This window comes from Microbulbifer pacificus (assembly GCF_002959965.1).
Taxonomy (GTDB): Bacteria; Pseudomonadota; Gammaproteobacteria; order Pseudomonadales; family Cellvibrionaceae; genus Microbulbifer; species Microbulbifer pacificus_A.
The window spans coordinates 1676173-1702848 of sequence record NZ_PREV01000026.1; the positions used below are offsets into that span (position 1 = coordinate 1676173).

Annotated in this window: 14 protein-coding genes; 1 reads left to right on the forward strand and 13 read right to left on the reverse strand. The window is 58.3% G+C overall.

Annotated elements, in window-relative coordinates:
• The first annotated feature begins 34 nt into the window (after positions 1 to 34).
• Entirely contained in the window at positions 35 to 1948 is a 1914-nt protein-coding gene (locus C3938_RS07555) for a monovalent cation:proton antiporter-2 (CPA2) family protein (RefSeq protein WP_105102554.1), read from the forward strand.
• A gap of 50 nt (positions 1949 to 1998) precedes the next feature.
• Here the strand turns inward: C3938_RS07555 and C3938_RS07560 are convergent, their stop codons facing one another.
• The 13 genes from C3938_RS07560 to pdhA form a co-directional block, all read right to left on the reverse strand.
• Entirely contained in the window at positions 1999 to 3318 is a 1320-nt protein-coding gene (locus C3938_RS07560; protein ID WP_105102555.1) for a c-type cytochrome, read from the reverse strand.
• On the reverse strand, positions 3315 to 4928 hold the full coding sequence (locus C3938_RS07565; protein WP_105102556.1) for a GMC family oxidoreductase: 1614 nt from the start codon (positions 4926 to 4928) through the stop codon (positions 3315 to 3317). Before C3938_RS07565 ends, C3938_RS07560 begins: the two co-directional genes overlap by 4 nt.
• A gap of 2 nt (positions 4929 to 4930) precedes the next feature.
• Positions 4931 to 5485, reverse strand: a complete 555-nt coding sequence (locus C3938_RS07570; protein WP_158681597.1) for a sugar dehydrogenase complex small subunit — start codon at positions 5483 to 5485, stop codon at positions 4931 to 4933.
• 207 nt (positions 5486 to 5692) lie between these two features.
• The gene (locus tag C3938_RS07575; protein ID WP_199775509.1) at positions 5693 to 6295 is read right to left on the reverse strand and encodes a cysteine hydrolase family protein; all 603 of its coding nucleotides are present in this window, start codon (positions 6293 to 6295) and stop codon (positions 5693 to 5695) included.
• Positions 6264 to 6701: an RHS repeat domain-containing protein gene (locus C3938_RS07580; protein WP_158681598.1), complete on the reverse strand. Its 438-nt coding sequence runs from the start codon at positions 6699 to 6701 to the stop codon at positions 6264 to 6266. Before C3938_RS07580 ends, C3938_RS07575 begins: the two co-directional genes overlap by 32 nt.
• A gap of 384 nt (positions 6702 to 7085) precedes the next feature.
• Positions 7086 to 7496 carry a hypothetical protein gene (locus C3938_RS17805; protein WP_158681599.1) on the reverse strand — a complete coding sequence of 137 codons (411 nt, stop codon included), beginning with the start codon at positions 7494 to 7496 and terminating at the stop codon, positions 7086 to 7088.
• Complete coding sequence (locus C3938_RS07585) at positions 7493 to 16678, reverse strand: RHS repeat-associated core domain-containing protein (protein WP_158681600.1); 9186 nt, start codon at positions 16676 to 16678, stop codon at positions 7493 to 7495. The genes C3938_RS17805 and C3938_RS07585 overlap by 4 nt, the downstream gene beginning before the upstream one ends.
• A gap of 1115 nt (positions 16679 to 17793) precedes the next feature.
• Positions 17794 to 20181, reverse strand: a complete 2388-nt coding sequence (locus C3938_RS07590) for a PQQ-binding-like beta-propeller repeat protein (RefSeq protein ID WP_105102561.1) — start codon at positions 20179 to 20181, stop codon at positions 17794 to 17796.
• Positions 20182 to 20472: 291 nt separating this feature from the next.
• The gene (gene glmS / locus C3938_RS07595; protein WP_105102562.1) at positions 20473 to 22302 is read right to left on the reverse strand and encodes a glutamine--fructose-6-phosphate transaminase (isomerizing); all 1830 of its coding nucleotides are present in this window, start codon (positions 22300 to 22302) and stop codon (positions 20473 to 20475) included.
• A 95-nt stretch (positions 22303 to 22397) separates the two neighbouring features.
• Complete coding sequence (locus C3938_RS07600) at positions 22398 to 23159, reverse strand: DeoR/GlpR family DNA-binding transcription regulator (protein ID WP_105102563.1); 762 nt, start codon at positions 23157 to 23159, stop codon at positions 22398 to 22400.
• Between the two features lie 93 nt (positions 23160 to 23252).
• Complete coding sequence (locus C3938_RS07605; protein WP_105102564.1) at positions 23253 to 24398, reverse strand: dihydrolipoamide acetyltransferase family protein; 1146 nt, start codon at positions 24396 to 24398, stop codon at positions 23253 to 23255.
• Entirely contained in the window at positions 24395 to 25402 is a 1008-nt protein-coding gene (locus tag C3938_RS07610; RefSeq protein ID WP_105102565.1) for an alpha-ketoacid dehydrogenase subunit beta, read from the reverse strand. Before C3938_RS07610 ends, C3938_RS07605 begins: the two co-directional genes overlap by 4 nt.
• On the reverse strand, positions 25403 to 26512 hold the full coding sequence (pdhA, locus tag C3938_RS07615; RefSeq protein WP_105102566.1) for a pyruvate dehydrogenase (acetyl-transferring) E1 component subunit alpha: 1110 nt from the start codon (positions 26510 to 26512) through the stop codon (positions 25403 to 25405).
• Positions 26513 to 26676: the final 164 nt, after the last annotated feature.

The following is a 26676-nucleotide window of genomic DNA, read 5'->3' on the forward strand; positions in this document are numbered from 1 at the left end:
GGCCGTCAATAACCCATAACGCCGAACAATCTCCATGCCGCACGACAACTACCTTTTACAGGCCGTCATCTTTCTCGCCGCCGCGGTGATTTCCGTGCCGCTGGCCAAGCGCCTCGGTTTTGGCTCAGTACTCGGCTATCTGGTGGCGGGCGTGCTGATCGGCCCGCACGCCATCGGTCTCGTCGGCGACGCCAGCGACGAACTGCACTTCGCGGAGTTCGGCGTTGCGCTGATGCTGTTCCTGATTGGTCTGGAGCTGCAGCCGCGCAAGCTGTGGTCCCTGCGCGGCGCCATCTTTGGTACCGGCGGCGCCCAGGTAGTGGTGACCGCCGCCGTTATCTGTGGCCTGGCCATGGCGCTGTTTGGTCTTAACTGGCGCACCGGCACCGCCGTGGGTCTGATTCTCGCTCTGTCTTCCACCGCCATCGTGCTGCAGTCCCTGTCGGAGAAAAACCTGCTGAAGACCGAGGGCGGGCGCAATGCATTCAGTGTGTTGCTGTTTCAGGACATCGCCGTTATCCCCATTCTCGCGATACTGCCTCTGCTGGCGACGGTGGAAGTGGCCAGCGATCCCGATCACCTGCAGGGCTGGACCTACGCACTGGCGGTACTCGGGGCGATTGCCGCGCTGGTGCTGGCGGGACGCTTTCTGCTTACGCCACTGCTGCGGCTGGTGGTGGGTGCCCGCACCCGCGAACTGTTTACCGCCTGCTCGCTGCTGATCGTCCTGGGCGCCGCCGCGATCATGGCCTGGCTTAATCTGTCTCCGGCACTCGGCACCTTTATCGCCGGCGTGGTGCTCGCGGACAGCGAGTTCCGACACGAACTGGAAGCGGACATCGAGCCCTTCAAGGGCCTGCTTCTGGGGCTGTTCTTCCTCGCCGTCGGCGCCAACCTCGACCTGGCACTGGTCATGCAGAAGCCGTTGCTGTTACTGGGATTACTGGCGCTGCTGGTGGTGGTGAAGTTCGCGGCACTGTTCGCGCTGGCGCGGGTGCGCGGCATGGCGCGGGGTGAGGACTGGTTGTTTGCGGTTTCCCTGGCGCAGGCGGGGGAATTTGGCTTCGTACTGCTCGCCTTCGCCAGCCAGAACCAGGTGCTGCCCGGCGATGTGAGCAGCCTGCTGATTGCGCTCGTCGCCCTCTCCATGGCATTCACGCCGCTGCTGTTGCTGGCCTACGAACAGCTGATTCAGCCGCGCTATTTCACCGGCCCGCGCATACCGGATATCCCGGACAGTGAGCCTCAGGACGACGGCTCGCCGGTGATCATCATCGGCTACGGCCGCTACGGCCAGATATCCGGGCGCCTGTTGAACGCCTGCGGATTCGATACCACGCTGCTTGAACACAACGCCGAGCAGCTGGAGCTGGTGCGCCGCTACGGTATCAAAGCCTATTACGGCGACGCCTCGCGGGAGGATCTGCTGCACGCCGCCGGTGCCGAGAATGCCAAAATTGCCATCCTCACCCTCAGTGACCAGGTGGCGTCGCTGGAAATCGTCAGCAGGATCCAGAAACACTTTCCTCATCTCACTATTCTGGCGCGGGCACGCAACCGCATGCACCAGTACGCGCTGATGGAAGCCGGGGTGCACCATATCTATCGCGAAACCGTGGACAGCGCACTGGACATCGGTGCCGGCGCCCTGCGGGTGATGGGCTGGTCCAAACACCGCGCCGCGCGTGCCGCGCGCAAATTCAAACAGCACGACCAGCGCATGCTGGAATCCCTGTTTCCCTACTGGCGCGACGAATCCCAACACGTGGCGCAGACCAAAATCTATCGCGAGCAGCTGCTGCAGGCCCTGCGCGAAGACCGCCGCGATCCCGACCTGCACCTGGATCACCACTGGGACAACAGGCGCGCAAACGCCGCAAAGGAAAAGCAAAACAAGAGCGGCAAAAAAGGTCAGGAGAAAACATCGGTTATCCGGCCGGGGCTGTGAGTTCCGGCCGCGATCTCCGGTGCTCATAAACACGCCGCGCTGACTGTCGGTCAGCTTTCGGAATCACCGCGCTCTTTTGCCGGGGTCGCAAACTGGCGGCGCAAATACTCCAGCAGCTTTTTAAGTTCGTCTTCGTTCAAGGTGCCGGCGAAGCCCGGCATCATTTTTTCTTTTCCATTGACGGTGCGACGAACGCCCTGAAGGATGGCCTGGCGCAGATTGTGGTCGCTGCGGGCGCCCACAGTGGAGTTGTGCACAAGTGAGGGGTAATAGCCATCCCGGCTGCCGGTACCATCCACGGCGTGGCAGCTGGCACAGAGCCCGAGATACAGGCGCGCACCGTCGGAGCGGAGATTCGGGTCGCGGTCTGCCGCGATCGGATTGCCGCGCTTGATGACCACATCGGTAGCCGGCGATCCCAATTGCTGGCGCGGATACCTGGCGCCGCTGTCAATGGCAGGAATACTGCGCAAATAGGTGACCACGGCGGCGATATCGCGGTCGGTCATCTTCGCGAAGCTGTTTTCCACGGCTTCCGCCATGGGGCCACCGGCCTGGGCGAGGCGGTTCACATGGCCTGTTTTCAGGTATCGGGTGAGTTCCTCCTGGCTCCACAAACCAATACCACTGACACGGTCGGGAGTGATGTTGTAGGCCTGCCATCCATCCAGAACCGGGCCGCCCGCGAGAAAGCCTTTTTCGGTTTCGTTGTAGGCTTTTTCCTGGAAAGCGAGGCCTCGCGGTGTATGACACTCGCCGCAGTGGGCGAGCCCCTGCACCAGATAGGCGCCGCGATTCCACTCTTCGCTCTGCTCGGGATCCGCTGCAAAGGGCTCGTCCGGCGCAAACAGAAAATTCCAGACTTTCAGTGGCCAGCGCGCGTTGAGCGGCCTGGGTATCTTATTGGCAGGCGGCGTTTCGTGTACCGGCGCGACCCCAAACAGGAAGTAGGCGTAGAGGGCGCGGATGTCCTCGTCGGTGATTCTGGCGTAGGACTCATACGGCATTGCCGGGTAGAGGTTGCGCCCGTCCCTGCCAATCCCCCGGCGCAGGGCGCGATCAAACTCTTCCAGGCTCCAGGCGCCGATTCCGGTGTTGATATCCGGTGTGATGTTGCTGGTATAGAGCGTGCCCAGCATGGGAATTTCCATGGGGCGCCCGCCGGCGTACGGAGCGCCCTCGGGCAGGGTATGGCAGGCCTTGCAGTCACCCACGATGGCGAGATAACGGCCTTTTTCGATCAGCTCCGGGCGATTCAGCTCCCGGTTGACCTCCTCTTCCGCCGCCTGATCCCAGATTTCCTGCGCATGTATTCCTGCGCATGGCGTGAACAAAGCCAGAAGTACAGCGAAGGCAGTGTGCCGTCTCATCCTCCGCCCTCGCGGATCAGGGTGTCGGCCAGGCGCAGGGCGAGCGCGGCGATGGTGAGAGTCACATTGACGGTGCCGACGGTGGGCATCACCGAGCTGCCGGCGATGAACAGATTGGGGTGATCGAATACCCGACAGTCCCGATCCACCACCGAGTCCTCGGCCCGCGTCCCCATGATGGTGGTGCCGGTGATGTGGTTGTTGGGGGCGAAATCCTCGGTGAAGCTGACCTCGCTGCCGCCCATGAGTTTTGCAATTTCCGTGTAGGTCTCGCGGGTGTGCGCCGCACTGCGCACGACATAGTCATCGATGTTGTAGGTGATTTCCGGTCGCGGAATGCCACTGGCGTCGTTTTCTGAGGTGCTGGGACGAATGCGATTTTCCGGCCGCGGCAGTATCTCGTGAAAACTGTTGAACTCCACATAGCGCGCGGCGCGGTCGCGGATGCGCTCGGTGAGCTCAGGCGCGTCGATGGGCGCGCGCTGCAAGAGTACCTGCCGCGTGGCCTTGTCAATGGCGGACATGTTTGACAGATGCAGCTTCTTACCCGCATAGCGCGCGCGAAAGTCACCATCGCGAAAGCCGATCACCGAGGTCATTTCCTGCGGTCCGCGTCCGGGCCAGAGACGTTCATCGGCGTAAAATCGCACCCCGGTGCCGGGGTGGTCCATCAGGTGGCGCCCCACCATATCCGAGCGGTTACCCACACCGGTGGGATGGTGGCGACCGTACGACATCAGCATCAGTTTCGGGGTTTCAATACCGTTCGCCGCCAAAATGAAGTTTTTGCCGGAAACCCGGTAATTGTTCCCGGACGGGTCTTTATATTCGGCGGCGATGATGCGGTCACCCTCACTCACCAGCCGGTTCACCACCGCACTGTGGATAAGTTCCGCGCCATTCGCCTCCGCCTTTTCCACATGGACGATGCCGTTGTACATGGCGCCGATGGGGCAGATGGGCATGCAGTTGTTGTTGCCACAACAGGTGGGGCGACCGTCGTAGGGGCGGCTGTTGCGCGCCACCGGCTCGGTCACCACGCGCCACGCCGGGTTGTGTTGATTCATGCGCGACTTAACCCGCGCCTCGTTATAGGAAAGCGGCAGCGGTTTCATGGGGTAGGGCGCGCTGCGGGGTGAACCCAGCTCCTCATCCCTGGGGCCCCACACACCCAGCTCCTGCTCCGCGCGCAGATACCAGGGCTCCAGATCCGAATATTCCAGCGGCCAGTCGCGCCCCACACCGTACAGTGTTTTCAGCTTGAAATCGTTCGGCAGGAAACGCCAGCAGGACGCCGCCCAGTGCCAGGTGGTGCCACCCACGGCGCGAATGTACTGGGATTTGAACGGATGGCTGCCCTTGAAGATCAGGTAATCGTTGGCAAACGCACCGTACTCCGGATGGGGCGCCCAGGACGCCGAGCGATAGGCCGCCATAAAATCGGATTTGTCCGACTGATTGCGAAAGCGCTCCACGGTTTGCCAGCGCGGCACCCGCGGGCCGGCCTCCAGTATCAGTACCGACTTTCCCGCCCTGGCCAGCTCGTTGGCGACCAGTGCACCGGCCACACCGGAACCGATCACCACATACTCCGCATCCTTGCCCGCCAAAACTACGCGCCTCCTTTATTCGGTATCGGTTCACTGGCCCAGTCACCGGGTTTACCGGTGCAGTAGGAGGGGACGGGAAGCACATCGGCGGTGAGCCGGTACATCAGGGCGCGCTCGAAGGTCACCAGGGTTTTGCCCACGGTGCCGAGATACCAGGCGGCGACAATAAGTTGCGCCACCGGCGAGTGGCGGTCGGCCGCACCGGGATCATCCGGCAGCAGGTCCAGCTGCCGCGGGAAGCTCGGATACTCGCTGTTGAGCGCCACCAGCAAACGCGCCGCCACGCGCTGGTCCAGGTGCGTGTTCACCGGCATCGGGCTCAGCAACTTTTGCGATACCGCGTAGAACTTGCTGAGCCGGCTGGCCGCCTCCCTCACTTCGGGGGGCTCCGCGCGCAACAGCGCCGCGGGCAGTGCCATCAGTCCTCCGCCCACCAACATGTGCGTACACACAAACCGGCGCCGGCCGGGAGAAAGCGGTCGCGACGAATCGGGCGCGGCGCCGCGCTCCTCTCCATCGCTCCCGTCGATCTCGTTTTTGCAAACACCAGAGTCCACACCGCCCCCAACTGCACAGGTTTCAATCAGCTACTGGCAGTATAGATAAGGCCCGGCGGTCGGCAGCGGGAGGATTGTCCGCCGGAACATAGTTGCCACACCGGGCCCCGACAGCGCGCGCTCATACAAAAACAGCCCGGCAAGAACTCGCCTGCCGGGCTGTTTTATTTCGGCGAAAACGGCTTGGGGTGAATTCCAGCCTTTGGGTCAACAACGCTTCCCGCTTGTATCGACATAGCGAATCAAGTCTTCCGCAGAGCAAACCCGACAATATTCACCGTCAAGATTGCTTAAGAAAATCCAGTGCACATCTTCAGCGGCAACAACCTTCCCATCCAGGCGCTTTAGCGAAAATGCCGCCGCAGCATCTTTCGGTAAGAAAATACTGTAACCCAGCCCCGCTGCGACTCGCACCGTGGCGTCCACCGAGTTGTTGGTCAGTACACCGCACACCACCATTTCGGTAATGTCTTGATCGTTTAGCCAACTCTCCAACGTGGTACCGATAAACGCACAATTCTCTGACTTGGTGAATATCTTCTCCCCGGGCGCCGGCATAACTTCTGCTTTGAAGGCGAAATACGGTGAATCCGGGTGATATGGCGAGTTCGGATACTTCGAACCATGGCGCACGTGCACAACAGGCAACCCCGCACCGCGCCAGCAAACCAGCAGATTGGCAATGACCCGCTCCGCATCTGGGTTGTTTCGAGTACCCTGCGAAAAATGATCGATTGCCTGCTGTACATCGATGACTATCAGGGCGGGTTTATTGCTCTCAAACAAAGAAAAATCCTGTAGTTCGCTCAAGTTGATTTGCGAGAAGGATACAGGATACTGGCGACAGAAAATCAATGGCACTGGTTGTCATCCGCCAGGCGGAAATCCCCATGTCCGATTTGTGGGTGATATTGCCAAAGCCATCGTAGTCCAGCGTCTGCGCGGTTCTGCCGGTAACCTGGGCGCGCTTCAGACGGTTGAGGCCGTCGTATTCAAAGTCTTCGAACAGGTCCTTGCCGCCGCTCTGGTCTTTGCGCCAGTCCAGATTGCCGAGGTTGTCCCACTGGTAGGTGAGATCCTGGATCTGGGTGATGCCGAGAATGGAGGCGGTCTGGTGTTCCAGGCGGCCGGTGGCGGGGTTGTACTCGCGGGTAGTGACTACACCGTTGCCCTGGCGGGATTCGGTGACGTTGCCGCGCTCGTCCATGGCAAGCACGGTGTAGTAGGTTTCCGCGCTGGCCTGGTTGATGTTTTCCCCGTCCTGTACCGCCGTTAGGTGGCTGAACGCGCCACCAAGTCATGTCGAAATACTGTTATGTCTAGACCTGACCGCTTTGCTCCTTTGCTTCGCAGCGGTTTGTCGAAGGTGCAGTAGTTCAGGCTTCCGCCACCGCCGCTGATCACATTCCCTGTCATCCGCATAGTATTAATCTCCCACGTCGGATTTATGGGTGATATTACCGAAGCCGACATAGTCTGGCGTCTGCGCGGCCCAGCCAGTGACGTGGGAGCTCCTCACGCAGTTAAGACCTGAATACTGTTACGCCTAGACTTGGGCCCTTCGCTCAGCGCACCGAGATCTGAGCCTTTTCTACTTCTTTTATCTTGAAACTCTCAGTAGAACTTGCTCATCCAAAATTTCAGAGACAACACCATTTGAATTGCAAGGTGGGAAACGCCACATAGAAAATTCTTCTTTGAAATAATTTTTCAATTTTTTCGGAAATTCACCTACCACAGAGATATTTTTTGGTGCAGCGTCCACACCAACATCAAACTTAATTATCACCCAAAATATTTCTTCGTTTTCTGCCGCCAAAAATTCAGGGTACTTAACTGGATTTTTTAAAATCGGCAATAAAACCCCATCATCACTTCGAACCTCTTCACCACAATTAGATGTTTTTGCCAACCTCACACCAGGCGGTACGATATTCTCCTGAAAACTATATATTGAGCAGGAAAATAGACCAAAAAGTGGAAATGCCAAGAAATTTCTGAACTTTCTCATTGCGAACAACCTTCGAAGTAAGGATTACAGTAAGTGCCCCTGACTGTTCCGTTTATTCCACTCATAATCCCATCTGTGAATCTAACTACAGGATATGTGTATTTAGTTCTCCCGAAAATTTCCATTGGCATACCGATATCTTTGTACCCAAATACGGAATGCCCCATTTCATGCGCCAATTTACGGGATAAACTCATATTTACAATTTTTTGCGTATTCTGATCCAAAAATTCAATTTTATTATTGATATCAACAGTTAATTTAAAACCGTTAAGTTGACCAAAATTTTCACCGATATCATTAACATAAATATCCAAGGGTTTCTCAGCAGAAAGGGCGTCGTACAATGCTTTTCCACCTTCCCCACCATTCGTGAAGATATCATTCAAGCTGGCCTTAACAGCCTCAAGCTCTGCCTTACTTAAGGTAGCATCATCACTCCCCCATTTTGAAACCCTCACTTTGCCATCGTAAATTTCTGTACTCTCTCCAGAATTAGAAGTATCACCCAAAACTTTTGACTCAGGCCCATCTGTAGTTCCCTGCGATCCACCCAGTGAACTTGCTTCAACAGCCACCGCAAACGCCGCATAAGCCGCCGCATTCCCGAACTTACCACCAGTAGCCCGGGAAACCGTACCCGCAATCGTAATCCGCACCGCGGCACGGCCTGCATTGGCCCAGCCACCTCCGGACTGCAACTTGAGTCCTTTACTTGCGCCAACTGCGGCGCCAATACCAGCGCTCACAAAGCCGTGACCGAATTTGCCACCCTGAAGCACGCTGGTGATACCGCCGACAACACCGGAGGCCGCCACCTTGATAGGCACACTGCCAAAATCCAAACCGAAGTAATTGCCCGATGCCTGTCCAATTCCGGCAAAGGCCGCGGCCGATACCCCCTGGATAAACCCGGCTTTAAGCGCGTCTTTGAAGCTGGCCCCCTGAGATAGAGCATCCAGGAAGCCGGCGACACCCATGATCAGTCCGGCGACATACCAGGTCACGGTGTTTGCCGCCAGATAAACGGCGGCGGCCAGGGTAAAGATGAAGTACCCACTCGGATCCGTCGCATTCAATGGGTTGTTCCGCACGTAGCTGTAGCGGTTGTACATCTGCGTGTCGGAAGCAGCCTGTACGAATGGATCCGCCTGCAGGAACCGCCCCAGTCTCGCATCGTATATCCGCCCGTTCATATGGATCAGCCCCACCTGATCCAGCATTTCATGGCCGGTGTAGCCGCGGGTGGTGATGTCGCTGTTGAAGCCGGTGAGCTCCGAAGCGATCAACGCTTCCCAGCTCTGGGCGTTGCGGCGCTGGCCCCAGGCGTCGAACGACATGGCCTGCACCACGCTGCCGCTGGCATCGGTGATGACATCCACCGAGCCCAGGTGGTCCTTGTGCAGGTAGCGGTTTTGGCGCTCACCGCCGGTGATGGTGACCACGGCGCCGCCAGGCAGGTAGCGCTTGAGGGTTTTGGAACCATCCGGGTTGGTGATCTTTTCCACATTGCCGAGGTAGCGGGTTTCGGTGCGTTTATTGCTGCTGTCGATGTCCACTCTCAGGTAGCGGCTGCGATCCGGCCCGTACTGGAACTCGGTGGTGTGGCCGTCTTTTTCGATGCGCAGCGGTTTGTCGAAGGTGCTGTAGTGCAGGCTTCGGCCACCGCCGCTGATCATGTTGCCGTTGGCGTCGTAGCTGTACTGGGTGGCTTCTCCCATGTCATCCACGGTGGCACACAGGGCGTGAGGGCCGGCGACCTGATCACATTCGTTGTCGTCCGCGTAGTAATAGTCCCCCACGTCGGATTTGTGGGTGATATTGCCAAAGCCGTCGTAGTCCAGCACCTGCGCGGTTCTGCCGGTAACCTGGGCGCGCTTCAGACGGTTGAGGCCGTCGTATTCGAAGTCTTCGAACAGGTCCTTGCCGCCGCTCTGGTCTTTGCGCCAGTCCAGATTGCCGAGGTTGTCCCACTGGTAGGTGAGATCCTGGATCTGGGTGATGCCGAGAATGGAGGCGGTCTGGTGTTCCAGGCGGCCGGTGGCGGGGTTGTACTCGCGGGTAGTGACTACACCGTTGCCCTGGCGGGATTCGGTGACGTTGCCGCGCTCGTCCATGGCGAGCACGGTGTAGTAGGTTTCCGCGCTGGCCTGGTTGATGTTTTCCGCATCCTGCACGGCGACCAAATACCCGTACTGGTTGTACTCGTTTTCCGTGGCGTTGGAGCGCCAGGTGCCATCACCGGCGGCGTCGAACTGCTGGAGCACGCGACCGTACTGGTCGTAGGTGGTTCTGGTCCAGTGGTCATCACCCTCGGCCAGGCTTGTAAGCAACAGGCTCTGGCGGCCGAGCTGATCGTAGCCGGGGATCTGGGCATAGCCGGATTCAAGGTCAATCACACCAGACAGCGCACCCGGCGGGATGTCGTCCTGCGTGGCAGCGCTGTTGTTGAAGGTCCAGACGGTTTCACCTTCTATATTGCCGTCGGCATCGTAGTCGATGCGCAGTGTCTGCCGCCCCAGGTTGTCATACTGGTTGACCACCTGTTGATCCTTAGCATCTTGCTGCCACACCAATTCGCCAAAGCCGTTATAGCGATACTCCCAGTGTTTACCATCCCAGCCGCCCTTATCAGGATCCTGCATCCAGATCTTGCGCCCGAGGAGGTCGTAGCGCATTTCCGTAACCGGGTTCAGGCTGCTGTCGGCGGCGGTACGGCTGACGAAGCGGAGGTTGCCCTGGGCATCGTAGCGATAGCTGATCTCGCCACCGAGGTGATCCGTGACCAGGGTGAGCTCACCCTTGGCGTTCTTGACCTCGGTTTTGGTGTGGCCTTCCGGGTTGGTGGTCACGGTGGTGTAGCCGTTGTAGGCCATATGCACATCGTAACCGGTGCCGTTGTTGCTGACGGTGCCGGGCAGGTCGGTGCCGACGACGCGGCCGAGAATGTCGTAGGACATTACCGTCCAGTACTGAGCGCTGCCGGCGGTTCCACTGTAGGGTTCGGATTTGCGGTATACGCGACCGAGTTTGTCGTATTCGGTATCGGCGAATACCCAGTTACCGTCGAAGCCACGGGTGGCGCTGCGGGTGGTGCGCGCCAGCACATCGAAGCAGGTGAAGGATTCACCGCCACCGGCGGAGCGCACGGTTTGCTGATATGCACTGCCCGCGGGGCAGTGGCTGGACGGCGCCGCCAGCAGGGTGATGCTGTGAGCACCGGTGGGGCTGTATTCCAACACCTTGCGGCCGAAGGCGTCGTAGCGGATCTGGCTTTCGTTGCCGACGATATCCATGACGGCGGTGGGCAGCCCGAGTTCGTTGCGCGCGGTCACCGTGCTTACGATCTGGCTGTAGGCGTTTATCTCCCGTTCAACATAGCGGCCGGTGTTGCCCTGGTAAACCCAGCGGCTGGTGCGGACTTCCGCGACATCGCCCGCACGTTGTTCTACCAGTATCTTGTTGCCGTAGCCGTCGTAATCGTAGCGGGTAGTCAACGTCAGGTTGGGGGCGGGGTTGCCCTCTTCGTCTTTGGCATCCGGCTCGATGGTCTCGGTTTCCAGCAGGCCCGCCTTGTTGCCGTTCTGGTGGTAGGTGAATGCGCTGGTGCGGGTCTCGGTATCGGTTTCACCGTTTTCCGTGCGCTCGTGCACCACCACAGTTTTGGTCAGGCGCCCAAGCTCCGTGTAGCCGGAGAGATGGTGATCCGTATTGGCAAAGTTGAGGCTTTCACCCTGACCGTAGGTACTGGTGGTGTGGGTGACAAAGGTATCGCCGGCGGCCTCCATGGTGACCAGAATGTCCGTCGCATTGCCATGCTGGTCGAAGGTGTTCACGGTGGTTACCGTTTTGACCGGCTCGGCACCCACGGCGCTCTCCAGCGCCCAGGTTTTTTCTACGCTGGTTTCGAGCCAGGGTTGCAGCGGGCCGAGTTGCGCGCTGCCGTCTTCCATGGCAACACTGCCCCAGCCGGACCAGGCGCTGCCGTCAGCTTTTTTCAGCTTCCAGGTATTGACGGATTCACTGAGCGTTTTGCCCTCCGCGGTTTTCACCACGGTGCTGACCGGATAGCCCTGGAACGGGAAGTCCTGCCGGTAAGTGGTGGCGGTTTCCACGCCGGTCTGCTCATCGACGGTACGCAGCTCTTCAAAGCCGAGCAGACCGCGGCCGCCGGCCTGGATCTTCGCCTGGGCGTAGAAGTAGCTGATTTTGCTGGTGGCTTGGATGCCATCTGGATCGACATTGGAAGACGTGGGCGCACTGCTCTCCACGCCGGTGACCAGATACATTGGCCCCATCAGTTCCAGCGTGGGCGACAATTTGCCCAGGCGATGGTACTCCTCACTTCCCTCCCAGGGGTCATTCAGGTAACCGTAGTAATCGGCCAAATCCGCTACCGCATAATCGCGGCACCAGGGGCTGTAGTCACCATCGTCCGGTGCCGGATAGGTATCGCCGTACTTCGCATACTCGCAACGCCGTTCGGTGGTGGGGCTTATGTCGCGCCGCGTGTAATGGCCGCTGTGGGTCAGAGATCCGTAGGCGATGTCTGTCTCGGCACCCAGGCCGTTAGTGATTTTTTCCACCACGTTGACCGGTACGCGGAAATCGGTAGCGGGATACAGCGAGGCCCGATCGCTGGTAATACGGACATAATCGGCAACGCCATCGCCATTCATATCCGTAAAGAGATGCAACTGATTGTCCCCGCCACTGGTGGAGCGGAATACATTGGCGGTACCGAATTTTTTATCGTGGCTGTTCCAACGGTTGACCTTCAGGCGCGCGTCATCTTTGTCGTGCCAGACGAGATCGATGTCGCCGTCGTTGTCATAATCGAAGTACTGGCGCTGCTTGGCGAGCTTGCCGACGCTGACTTCGTCTTCAAATCCGGCACCGTTGTTCATACGGTAGTAGCCGTTTCCTCCTCTGACATACACCAGGTCGGGCAGGCCGTCGCCGTTGATATCTACCGTGTCCGGCGCACCGAGACCGCTGCCGAGATAGAAGTAATTCGCGTACTCACCCACGGCACCCGTAGAGGCCATCACCATCATGCCGCCGGTATATTGGCAGCTGCCGCCACCGACGGTCGGTAAACAATCCGAGTACATGGAGAGGCTGACGATCGGATCTACCACGCCATCGCCGTTGAAATCCGCGGGGGCAACGCTGCTCTGAATCCGCGCGCTGCGCATGGTAACTTCGCCGCCCATCGGATTGTTCCACTGCACCGCGTCCCAGTCTACGTCGAGTACCGCTTCGCGGCTTTGACCAAAGCCGTAATAGCGGTTGCTACCCGGCGAGCCGATGGGCTTCATCAGGCGATAGTGGTTGTGGGTCAGGTAGTCCACCAGGCCGTCGCCGTTGATGTCCGTGAATTTGGCGCTGCGCTCCGTCAGCTCACTGAGCGGTTGTGGATGCCCGGACAGGCTCCAGTTGCCCTGTGCGTCCGGTTCAGACAACACCAATCCCCAGTAGCCTTTGTCTTCCAGGTAAGCCACGAGATCGGCGCGGCCATCGCCGTTGTAGTCGATCATCTGCCACTCGTAGGGGCGATAGGTGTTGTCCGACTCACGATAGACGGTGCGCTCAGTACCAAATCCAGTTTCCTTCGCCAGAACATACTTAAAGGTCTGGAACGCGATTTCACCCGAGCCATCGTCATACCAGTCCGGCTCCAGCCAGACAAGATCCATACGACCGTCGCCGTTGATGTCCGCCGGGCGGGTACCGACCGCGGTGCGATCCGCCTGCGTACTTAAGGTAACCGTACTACTCGCGGCAGCACTAAAACTTCCAGGCAGGGGCAGGCGCCAATCGAACAGCGTATCCGACTGACAGAGGCCGCCTACACATTGTCGTATGCGCTCCAGGCGACTCAGATTGTCCGCGGGATAATTTTTATAGCCGAGCTCGTAGCGGCGCACCTCCGTTGAATCGTTGTATACCAATATATTCTGGAGACGTTGCGTGGTTTCCAGGTATTCCCCGGCGAGATAACCGCCGATGGCGTCCGCGCGGTTCTGATACTCGAATACCACGGAGGCGGCGTAATCGCTGTCCCTGTCTCCCTCCGCGTTCTCATAGGCATAGCGGATTTCGCCAATCTTGTGGCCGCCGCCATTCTGATAAATAAATTCGATGCGGTTGCGGGCGCTGTCCTCGAACCTGTTGATCGCCCAGGTGAGCGTGCCCTGGCCCGTTGTTTGTTTGGCATCCTCGGTGACGCCAAAGTAGCTGATGGAGCCGTCCTTGCGCTCAACGGTAAAGTACATGCCGCTCTGGTTGTTGCGCAGCTGGATCAGCGCAAAGCTGTCTATCTCCGTGCGGTAGAGGCTGCCCACCGCGCCGTATTCGCCCTCGACCACGAGCAGACGCTGGCCATCGAGGCAGAAGCGATCTTCACCACTCCACGTGATTGGGCGGGCCTGACCGTCCTGACCGAGGGTCTGGCGGCAGCGCGTGATCGCGGATAATCCGCTCAACGCCCAGCCGTGGCCCAAAAGCCCATTGCCGCTCTGGCTGGAATAGTTGATGGAAAGTTGTGGCGCTACACCCGCCGTACCAGCGGGCAGGCTCAGCGGTATCTGATAGGTGGCCGCGCCGGATTCGCTCACCCGGAATTCACCGGGCAGGCTGCCGATCTGGCCGGAAATGTCGATCTCCCCCGTATCCACGGTGGGCATCGGCGCGGGATCAGGCGCTTTAACGGTGACACCGTAGCTGCACAGGTTTGCGCAGGGATCGAGATTGGCCAGGAAGGCTTCCTGGTTGCTGACACCATCGCCATCCGCATCGGTATCGCCGCTTTCTGTATCGGTGCTACCGAAGAACTGGATTTCCCAAAAGTCCGGCAGGCCATCCCCGTCGCAGTCGCGGGTGTACTCATCACCCTCATCGCAACTGAATACTGCCCAGCTGTAATCCTGGGTATAGAAGTAATCAAAACTGCGGCGCAGGGAGACGTTTGTGGCTCCGACGTATTCCACCGACTGCGAGAAGAGTACAGCTACTTGCGCGCGCGTCATGCCACCCGTCATGGCATCGACCAAGCCGTTTCGTGTATAGGTTTGCCCGGCGTAGGTAAGCGCTGGTTGAGCCAGCCCGGGGAAGGCGCGTGCGTAAAGCTTGTCGATAAAGCCTTCGTTGGTCAGTGACTGCACGGAAGGGAAGTTCACCTTGCCGGTGTCGGACTGCAGGAAGGCAATCGCCACTTCCTGTGGATTCGCGCCTTTGACCAGCGCGTAGGTCCAGAATGTAAGGACATCGCGCGAGAGGTTGAGTGGCGGTTGCAACAATAGGCGATACAGCCGCGCGACGGTTTGATATTGCGGGAATTGGCTTTCATTGGGCTGCCAATTTTCATCGTCGAGTTTCTCGCGCAGCAGAGAGTCATCGGCACTCTCCCACACGAGTTGGTCCGGCCCGAGATCCCCACGACCAAGCGCATAGACCTGGCTGCTGGCGACGGTGGTGAAATACAGAGTGCCGTTACCAGCCAGTACCGGCGTTTCGGCAATGCCCGCCCCAGCGGGATAGGTCCACTGGACCGCACCGTTCTGCGCCTGCACGGCGTAAAGCACGCCGTCCATCGAACCCTGATAAATAATGCGGTTCTCGTCCAGAACGGCTGACGCCAGCAGGTCGCCCCCCGTCGTCATGTGCCACTGTTTCAGCCCGAGAGGATTCAAGGCGTAGAGCTTGTCGTCCAGGGAGCCTACATAGATGTTGCCGTTCACAGAGTCGATCACGGGCGTCGCTTTGATCAGATCGCCGGTAGCAAACGGCCATCCAGAAACGATGGAGCCGTCCTCAGGATTCAGCGCGTAGACGTTATTACCCGAGCCTACGTAGATCGTGCCATCCGCGCCGACCGCAGGTGCGGAATCAATCTGGCTGATGCGTTCCACTGTGTCACTGCCGTAGGCATCGATACCCGCGCGGGCACCATTGGCATTTTCCATGGCGACATGCACACCCTCGGCGAAGAGAGCTTCAGACATCGCACCGTTGAGTGTCAGTTGCGCATAGGTGGTCGGATCCTGCTCGGCGCCTTCACGCACCGGCGCTGTCCAGATAATTTCACCGCCGGTCAAGGTCTGCTGATTGCCGTTGCGACGATCGGTCAAAGTAATGAGTGTACCCGGATCCACGCCGCCGCCAGCGAGCCGCAGGCAACTCTTGTTGCACCCCGGCGATGCGTCCACCACGATAGGTTGCAGCACATTGACGGTGATGATTTCCGCGGTTTCGTTGCAGCCTTTGTTATTGCATGCGGTAACCCGATAGCTGTAACTACCCGGTGCCTTGTTCTGAATGTCAAACTCCGTTTCGAGACCACTGTGAGACAATGAGACCCAATCGAATCCGGAATCCAGGCCGCCAATTTTTTCTTCGAGTTTGTAATTGAGCGGTTGCGGGAAGCTCTCAACCGCATCCCACCGCAAGGTATAGCTACCGGTAAAGTCGTAGGCTTCATGCTCCGCGCTTGCACGCAGGTTTTGCGGCGCCTGCGGCACGATCGTTTCCACCGTCACTGGGAATACCGTGCTGGGGTCGCCACAACCCGATTCATTACACGCTCTTACCCGGTAGTCATAGCGACCATGAGATTGGTTGGGACGCAACCAGGATAAGCCGCTCACGCTGAACGCACAGTAATCCGACGCATCATCGAATTGTTCAGGGCAAGCGTCACCACTGACTCCCGCTTCGCGCTCCTCCAGTACATACCCATTGGTGGCACCCTCGACCTCCAGCCACGAAACGGTGTAATAACCCGTAGTATTTACCGGAAACGGCGCGGGTAGGTCGTCGATCAACACCTGAGTCGGTGGATTTGGCGGTAGCGCGGGATTAACGGTTACCGTCTGTTGCGCCGAGGTTTTGAGGCCACCTTCGTTATCCATCGCCTGTGCATAGATGGTGTATTGACCGGCATTGTTTGCCGTCCATTCATACTGGTAGGGCGAGCTGGTGAGATGGGCAACCTCCGTATTGACGAAAATCTTTACCCATTGAATGGATCCGTCCGGGTCACTCGCAGATGCCTGCAGATTCAGAGTTTCAAATTGATCGATCGTGGCTGGGAGGGCCGGCAGCGACACGATCGGCAACTGGTTTTCCGCGACGTTGACATCAATAGAGCGCGTGGTGGCGTTGCCCCACTGATTTTCCATTTTTGCAACAAGTTCGACATTGCCGAGCGGCGCGGCCGTCCAGTTAGCGTTCCAACAGTCACAGGCATTGTCGTAGTTGACAGGAAGATTGAGGGGTTGGTCGCTACCGCTTACTCGCCGGTAAAAGCTGACAGAGGAAACGCCCTGGCTGCCATTATTTCCAATTCTCAGAGTTTGGTTTTGCTGGTAACGAATCGTGGCGCCATCCGCCGGTGTCAGCCAGGAAAAGCTCGGCGTGGGAGGAACTTGAACGTCGACCGTTAAAATCTCTGAGGATTTGTGCTCATCACTGCACTCGAGCGCGTTACAGGCGAATACGCGATATGAATAACTGGATCCTGCCTCTCTGTCGTTGACCGAATAACTGGGGTCTGTACCTTTTTGCGCGTAGCAGTAACCGTGGATGCTGCCTTTTTGATTAAAACACCAGTTTCCTTGGTCTTTTTTTTCCTGAACTAAAAAGTAGTCGAAATCTCCACTTGTGGGTGTATTCCAGTTTACTTGGTAGCTTCCGTCGTACGCATCATCTTGGCCGGACTTTTTGAGATTGTTTGGCTTGGATGGCCTTTCCGGCTTATCTACGATAATGGTTTTAACTTTCAGAAAATCATGAGTATCCGACCAACCAGCATCATTCGCATAATGAATAGTGACCAAAAGTTCATAATCATATGTTCCATTTTCACGCTGAAGATCTATTGAAATAGATTCGGACAGTAAATTTGACCCCCAACCACCTGACTGCTCGGATCTTAAAACCGTCCACTCGCCCCCATTTACTCTTTCTCTAAATCTATAAGCATCTACGCGACAAATGATGGGAATGGTCACGCAATTATCAATACTTACTGAGTCAATTGTTATCGTGAAATTACCATCCAAACTTTCAGGACCGTCACTGATAGAGAATTCACCAGGGGGCCAGCTGGCATGAGAACTGTTTGAATATACTAAGCAAAGCAACAAAGAAAAAATTAATTTGATTGCACTCTTCCCGCAATTACTACAAGAGTAATTTATATTTTTCATAATTAGTATCTTACTTTCACGCCAATCAAATTAGCTTTTAATATTGGATAAGTTATTCGATCCGAATAGCGAAATTTTTGTGATACTTATTCTAGCAATTTTTCCCAAATAATTCGGTTTTCATTAGTTGACAAACTGACATCCAAAGCATAGATATTATTTTGCTCTGTATGAACGATCAGTTTCTGCTGTACTAATGCAGGAGAGGAGACTACCTTTTGGTTGTTCGGTAGCTGGTAATCCCAATACAGTTCACCCGTCTGTGCATTTAGCGCGTAAATGTGACCATAATATGTAGCAATATATGCCGTGGTTTTATCAATATTGAGAACAGGGCCGGCAACCACAGCACCTTGGGTATCAAAGTTCCACACAACCGTTTTATCAGATCTCAGGGAAAAAGCTCTACCTAGACCTTCGGGGTGACTGCCATTAGAAAAATTCGAGCCGACAATAATTTTGTCCCCAGCGATTACAGCTTTACCCATCACTACTCCGGCATTTTCCAGCTTCCACTCCACCTGACCGCTGGAATTCACCTTGTAGAAATTGCCATCGAAGGCGCCCACATACGCACTGCCGTCCTCCGCTACCGCGAGAGAGGTGGCAATTTTTTCTTGTACGGGGATGTCGGGCGCCGTCCACATTGGCGGTGGCGGTGGCAAATCCAGGGTTATGGTCAGTTCCTGACTGCTTTCACCTCCGGGGCCTGTGGCAACGAGCGTATAGCGGGTGGTGATTTTCGGATTTACCGCGAGGGTTCCCTCGCTGGCGAGATTCGTCTCTACCTCTTCCTGTAGATCGTTGCCAATCGAGACGGTACTGGCTCCTTTTACCTGCCAGCGCAACTCTACCTGTTGCTCTTTGTGATCCATCACGGTGGGAGACGCCGAGAAGGCTTCGATCAGCACGGGGGGAAAACTGGTTTCATCTTCCGGGTTGCTGCCGGAGGCAATCTCTTCCGCATCGCTTATCCCGTCATCGTCGCTATCCAATTGATTCAGGGCACAACCGTTTTCATCAACGCTCTGTGAGGTGGTGGTCTGTGGGCAGTGATCCAGATAATCGGCCACTTCATCTTTGTCGGTGTCTATCCCGGTAACGAGGGATACCTGAGCGGAGTTGCCAGCGCTGTCATTTATACTCGCGCTGATAACGACTTCTGTATCTATGGGTAGCGGCTGCGGGAAGCCGCAGGTTGCTATATTCCCAGCAATCGTGCATTCAGCGGTGTTTTCGCCGTTGGCGGTAATGACGAGAGATTCACCGTCGACTTGAATATTGTCGGACAAAAGAAGCTGCATCACAGGCTGAGCGTCAGCTAGGAGTGCGCCACTGTGTGGCGAAATAAAACTGATCTCGGGTGCTGTGGTATCCAAGTTGATGATCTCCCGGGCTTCCGCACTGTTACCCGCGACATCGTAAACGGTGGCCAACACTTCGACCCCTTCACCCTCGCCGGTTACGGTGACGGCTTCCGGGCAGCTGGCTACCCCGCTCAGGTCGTCTGAGCACTGATAACTGACGGTCACCGGTTCCCGGTACCAGCCCGAAGTGCCGGGGGCTGCCGACAATTGAGAAATAATTTGCGGAGGCGTTTTATCGATGCGGACCTGGGTTTCCACGAAAGTGCTATTTCCGGCCAGATCGACTGCCTGTACGCTCACGACGTGATTGTCACCTTCGCTCGTAAGTGAAACCGCTTCAGGGCACTCGGAAATGCCACTGAGTGCATCAGCACACGCAAACTGGACCAAGACATCGCTGTCATTCCAGCCGCTTGCATTTGCCGGTGGGACCAACGTCGATTGCAGCTCGGGCGCGGACCTGTCGAGACTGATCAGCGTTTCGTATTCCGCGGTATTCCCGGCCCGATCCACCGCCGTACCGATAATTTCCTGGTCGGCGCCTTCTGTCTCAACCAGTACCGGTTGACTGCAACTCTCGATACCACTCAGATCATCACTACACGTATAAGTGATGGTGGGACTACTGCTGTACCAGCCGTTTTCATTAGGGGGGAAATCAACGGTTCCGGAAATTTCGGGGGGGACTTCGTCGTAACCAACAATCTCAATGCTCAGGCCGCGGTTCTCGAAGTCATTGATTTCGATAATCAGCGTATTGTTGATGGCGAGGGTGACGGGCTTTTCAATCAGGGGGGAGGATTGCTGAAGATCAGTAACGGATACTACAACCTGCCCGTTCAGCAGTATTCGGCTGGCATTCTCTACCGGAGCCCCGTCTACGCCATTGTGGACCCGCAGTAAATATTGTTCTTCCGGGGCGTTGAACTGGAATTCGCGGATTTCATGCACCGGGATTCCCGCATTTCGGGCAAAAACCTCGTTGTCGAATACCGTGAACTCGCCAGCCAGAGACTCCGCGGAAGCACCCAGACACAGCGCAATGGAAATGCCGGAGTTACCAATCCATGCCGCGGACTTTCTTCCCGTGGATAACAAATTCCACATACTTCCCCCCAGAAAATATGATCGGCCACTAATGCATGACCAACAAAGTCAAAGGGGGATGTGTTTTCCCCCAAATTTTATGGCGGGGAATGTGAGCACAATCACAATTTCTGGGGCAATAAGAAAATTGGCGCCACGTAGGATATGGCGCCACTTCATTTTAAAAACGTGAACTGAAACAAGGAAGGTTTCTTGTGATACTTTTTTTGATTGCCGGATTCCGTTTTTCGCTCCTTTGTTTCTCCACGCTCGGGAGTTTTACAGATCCTGTTTGAGAAGTTGTTGAATTGGTTACTCTACCGTTACCGACTTGGCCAAATTTCTCGGCTGGTCCACATCCGTGCCTTTCAGCAGTGCCACGTGGTAACTCAACAACTGCAACGGCACGGTATACAGAATCGGCGACAGGCTCTCCGGTGCATCCGGCACTTCCACCACCGTCACCCCCGACTCGCTTTTGAACCCCGCCTGAGGGCTGGCGAATACAAACAATTCCCCACCGCGGGCGCGCACTTCCTGCAGATTGGATTTCAGCTTTTCCAGCAGCTCGTCATTCGGCGCGACGACGATGACCGGCATATCCGCGTCCACCAGCGCCAGCGGGCCGTGCTTCAGTTCGCCGGCGGGGTAGGCTTCGGCGTGAATGTAGGAAATTTCTTTCAGCTTTAACGCGCCCTCAAGCGCGATCGGAAATTCCACCCCACGCCCCAGGAACAGCGCGTGATTTTTTTCTGAAAAGGCTTCACTGGTAGCTTTTACCAGCGCATCGAGACCGGTGAATTTTTCCATCAGCTTCGGCAGCTGGTGCAGGGCGCTGACGAGTTCCGCCTCGCGCTCGCTGCTCATGCCGTTGGCCTTGGCGAGTGCGATACAGAATATCTGCAGTGCGACCAGCTGGGTGGTGAAGGCCTTGGTGGAGGCGACACCAATTTCCGGGCCGGCTTCGGTCATCAGGTGCAGTTCGGATTCTCGCACCAGGGAACTGTTGGGTACGTTGCAGATGGTCATGGAGGCGAGATAGCCGAGTTCCTTGGCCTGACGCAGCGCGGCGAGGGTGTCGGCGGTTTCGCCGGACTGGGAGATGGTGACAAACAGGGTGCCCGGGCGCACCGCGGTTTTGCGGTAGCGGATTTCGCTGGCGACTTCCACGGAGCAGGGTACGCCGGCCCAGTCTTCGATCCAGTAGCGCGCGACGAGACCGGCGTGATAGCTGGTACCACAGGCGACGATCTGCACCTGTTTTACCTGCGGAAGAATTTCATTGGCGGCGGTGCCAAGTGCCTGCGACAGCACGGAGTGCTCACCAATGCGACCGGCCATGGTGGCTTCCACCACTTTGGGCTGCTCGAAAATTTCTTTCTGCATATAGTGGCGGTAGCGGCCCTTGTCGGCGGCGTCGTGGCCGCCCTGCAGTTTGTTGACCGGGCGGCTGACCTCCTCGCCGGTTTTATCCCATACGGCGATGCTGTCGCGGGTGACTTCGGCGATGTCGCCTTCTTCCAGAAAGATGAAACGGTCGGTGACCTGTTGCAGGGCCATGGGATCGGAGGCGATGAAGTTTTCGTCATAGCCGACACCGATCACCAGGGGGCTGCCGAGGCGCGCACAGACAAGACGCTCGGGTTCGGTGGAGCAGACGACGCCGAGGGCGTAGGCGCCATGGAGTTGTTTGCTGGCGGCGGAGACGGCCTGCAGCAGGTCGCGGTTGTCTTTGGCGAGGTCGTGGATCAGGTGGACGACGACTTCGGTATCGGTTTCGGACTGGAATTCATAGCCCTTGGCGATGAGCTGGTCGCGCAGCTCCTGGTAGTTTTCGATGATGCCGTTGTGTACCAGGGCGAAGTTGCCGGAGGCGTGCGGGTGGGAGTTTTTGTCCGAGGGCACGCCGTGGGTGGCCCAGCGGGTGTGGGCGATGCCGAGCTGGCCGGCGGTGGGGCTATCGTCCAGTGCCGATTCCAGGTCCGCAACCTTGCCCTGGGTTTTGCGCAGCTGCAGCCTGCCGTCGCCGTTGACTAGGCACACCCCGGCGGAATCATAGCCGCGGTATTCCAGTCGGCGCAGGCCTTCCAGCAGTATTCCGGTGACGTTGCGTTGGGCGAGGGCTCCTACGATTCCACACATATTTCTTACCTCGGTATTTGGCTTGGTGCCACTTTTGGGTTTGGTAGCGCCGCCTTCTCGTCAAATTTCAGAGTATTGAATACACCCTGTTTTCTTTAATTAACTTCGGCACAGATGACCCGCAGGCCCCTGTTTTCCAGCTGTGTACAAACCTTGTCTTCGATGCCGCTATCGGTCACTAAAGTGCCGAACATTTCCCAGCTCAATTCCAGATTGGGGATTCTTCGTCCCACCTTGCTGGACTCCGCCATGACGATCACTTCGCGGGCGACTTCGGCCATGACCCTCGACAAGCCGATCTGTTCGTTGAAGGTGCAGGTGCCGCGCTCGAGGTCGATGCCGTCGGCACCGATGAAGGCCTGGTCGAAGTCGTAGCCGCGCAGTACCTGTTCGGCGACCTGACCCTGGAAGGCTTCGAAGTGCGGGTCCCAGGTGCCGCCGGTCATGAGCAGGGTGGGTTCGTTTTCCAGCTCGCGCAGTTGGTTGGCGACGTGCAGGGAGTTGGTCATGACGACGAGACCGCGCTTTTTGTCGAGTTCGGGAATCAGGCCCGTGGTGGTGCGGCCGTAGTCGATGACAATGCGGTTGTGGTCGCGGATAAGTTCGGCGGCGGCGCGGCCGATGGCGCGCTTGGTCTGGGACAGGGGATCTTCGACCACCAGTTCCCGCGGCAGGGGGATCGCGCCGCCGTGGCGGCGCAGCAGCAGACCGCTGTCCTCCATGGCCGCCAGATCCTTTCGGATCGTAACTTCGGAGGTTTCGAACTGGCGCGCAAGTTCTTCGACACTGGCCTCACCGGCGTCGTTGATCTGGTTCAGTATCTGATGGCGTCGCTGTTGAGTGTTGCGCTTTGACATGTTGCTTTAAGTTTCGATTCGTAAGAAAATCATAGCAAATCGAAACTTGTGTTCCCACCCCGATTTTGTGAAACCCCTGCACATCGAGACCAGTCAGGACTCCAGGTGGTCTTTCAGGGCCTTCAGGAACCTGGCCAGTTCGCCGCCGGTAACGGCGCGGTGGTCGGCGGTGATGGAAAGCGGCAGCAGTTTGCGCACCCGGGCCTTGCCTTTGTGCGGCAGCACGGCCTTGTGACTGCGACCGGCGCCGACAATACACACCAGTGGCGGCACCACCACCGGGGTGGCGAAGCGCCCGCCCAGGCTGCCGAAATTGGATAGATGGATGGTGGCACCCTGCAGGTCGTTCCGGGGAATGGCGCCCTGTTGTGCCTGCTGTTTGAAACGCCGAATCACCTCCAGCAACTGCTCGTCACTCTGCGCGTCCACATCCCTTAGTACCGGCACAAACAGTCCCCTGGGGGCGTCGACCGCGAGACCGATGTTCACCGAAAGCTGTGGCCGCAGATTTTCCTGCTGGAAGTGGGCGTTCACATTGGGGGATTCCCGCACGGCGGCGGCAATGGCGCGCACCAGCATCACCGTGGCCGGGGTGGATTTTCCCCAGTGGCTGATGTCCGCCTCGTCACACAGGGTCATGGGGCAGACTTCGTCGCGGCTGCGACCCATGGCCAGCGCCATGGCGCGACGAACCGGTTCGCCGGCCGTCGAACATGCTGGCGCCGATTCTGGACGGGCTGCCGGTTCTACGTCCCTCGCCGGGGGCGGGCTCGCGGCAGCGGCGCGCACTTCCGCTTCGCTGAAGCGGGACCCGCTGGGATGCAATCTGGAAAGATCCACGCCCAGTTGCCGCGCCAGCGCGCGCACGACGGGGGTGGCGCAGCGGGGGCGATTGAAAACCGGACGCTGTTCGCGCGCGAGTGCTTCGCCGCCGGATTCGATTTTGCCGACCACGGTACCGGAATCGGCGGGAGGGACGGAAACCCCGGCGGCGGCCTCATTTGCCGACGGCAGAAAGCCGATCAGCGGCTGGCCGGTCTGCAGGGTTTCCCCCTCGGCGGCAAACCGTTTTTCCACGGTGCCGGAATAGGGAGATGGTACCTCTACCAGTGCTTTCGCGGTCTCCACGGTGACCAGCGCCTGGTCTGTCGCGACGCTGTCACCCTCCCGTACCAGCCACTCGCGGATAGTGGCATCCGGTAGTCCCTCACCGAGATCCGGCAGTCTGAAGATTTTCACCGCTGCCCACCCCGCGCATAACCGAGTGCCGCGCGCGCGCCGCTGAGTATGCGCTCCACGCCAGGCAGATATACATTTTCCAGCTGGTAATAGGGCATGACGGTGTCGTAGCCGGTGACCCGCTGCACCGGTGCCTCCAGCAGGTCGAAAGCGTACTCCTGGATCTGCGCGGTAATCTCGGCGCCGAGTCCGCCAAAGCGCGCCGCCTCGTGCACCACCACACAGCGGCGGGTCTTTTCCAGCGAGTCGATAATGCTGTGGATGTCCAGCGGTTTGAGAGTGGCGGGATCGATAACTTCCGCCTCGACGCCCTCTGTGGATAACAGCTCGGCGGCGGCGAGCGCCTCCTTCACACTGGCGCCCCAGGCGATCAGGGTGAGGTCACTGCCCTCGCGCAGCACAAAGGCACGGTCCAGTGGCAGCGCCTCGCCGTCGTCCGGCACCGGCTGTTTGGCGGCGCGATATATGCGCTTGGGTTCGAGAAACAGCACTGGGTCCGGGTCGCGGATGGCCGCCAGCAGAAGGCCATACGCGCGCGCAGGGGAGGAGGGCACCACCACCCGCAGGCCGGGAATATGCGCAAATATCGCCTCGGTGCTTTCACTGTGGTGTTCCGGGGCGTGGATGCCCCCACCGTAGGGGGCGCGGTAGACAATGGGACAGCTGAGGCGCCCGCGGGTGCGATTGCGCATGCGCGCGGCGTGGCTGAGGATGTGGTCGAGACCGGGATAGATGAATCCCATAAACTGGAATTCGGCGATGGGGCGCAGGCCCTGCGTGGCCATGCCCACGGCAATGCCCGAAATCATGTTCTCCGCCAGTGGCGTATCCAGCACCCGTGCGGGTCCGAAGCGCTTCTGCAGTCCGTCGGTTGCGCGGAATACGCCCCCATTCGCACCGATATCCTGTCCAAAGAGCACCACTTCGGGGTCGTTTTCCAGCGCATAGGCCAGCGCCTGGGTGACTGCTTCCACCAGGGTGATGGCATTTACTTCGTCCGCCATCTAGCTTTGTGCTCCCCGAGCCTGCTCGTCGCGCAGCTGGTCGTACTGCTCGTACAAGCCTTCCGGCAGCTGCGCGTACAGGTGGTCGAAAATGGCGGTGGCGGGCTCCGGCGCGCGGGACTCCCAGTTGTTCAACGCCGTCTCCATCACCTGTGCCAGCTCCCGGTCCAGATCCTGCTGCCTGGCATCACTCCACAACCCTTCGCTACGGAGATACCTGTCCAGACGCCGAACCGGCTCCCGCTGCCAGGCTTCATCCAGCTCTTTCTCACTGCGGTAGCGGCCGGCGTCGTCGGCGGTGGTGTGATCGCACAGGCGGTAGGAGAGGGCCTCGATCAATGCGGGCCCCTCGCCCGCTCTGGCACGAGCGATGGCGTCGCGCACCGCCCAGGCCACGGCAATTACATCGTTGCCATCCACCTGCAGCGCGGGAATACCTGCGGCGATGGCCTTCTGGGCGATGGTCTGGGTGGCGGTCTGCGCCGTTCTCGGTACGGAAATCGCCCACTGGTTGTTGTTTACCACAAACACCAGCGGCAGCTTCCACACCCCGGCGAGGTTCATGGCCTCATAAAAGTCCCCCTTCGACGAGGCCCCGTCGCCGGAGGTAGTAACAGCTACCTGCTGCGGTATGCCCTGTTGCTGATGGCGGTATTTGAGCGCGAAGGCGACACCGGCGGCATGCAATGCCTGGGTGGCGATGGGGATGCAGATGGGCAGGTCTTTGGGCGCGTGCTGGTAGTTCTGCCCGCGTTCATCGCCGCCCCAGTTGGCGAGGATTTCCTCGATCAGCACGCCGCGCTCCAGAAAGGCGCCGGTTTCGCGGTAGTAGGGACAGTAGATATCTTCGGGCATCAACGCATTGCCTACAGCGACGCCGATGGCTTCCTGGCCGAGGCTTGAAGGATAGGTGCCGAGACGACCGGTGCGCTGCAGTTTTACCGCGCGATCATCCACCTGCCGCGCCAGCTGCATCTGGCTATAGCAGTGGGTGAGCCAGTCGGGACTGGCAAATTCCGGCAATGCCTGAGTAGCGCGGCCCTGCTGATCCAGGTACTGCAGCCAGGCGATATCGAACGAGGCCTGTAGTTGCAGGCGAGGTTTGTGCATCGGCTGGATTCCTTGGATTCCGATGCTTTCAGTGTAGTTCTGTGAGGCGGCTTGTTTCGGGCGGGATTTTTTCTAGCGCGGTGGCGGTGGATCACTGGGAGGGGATTTTCAGGACCGGGCTAGGCGCCCCCCTTAAACCCATCCCTGGGCGCTGCGGCGCAAAC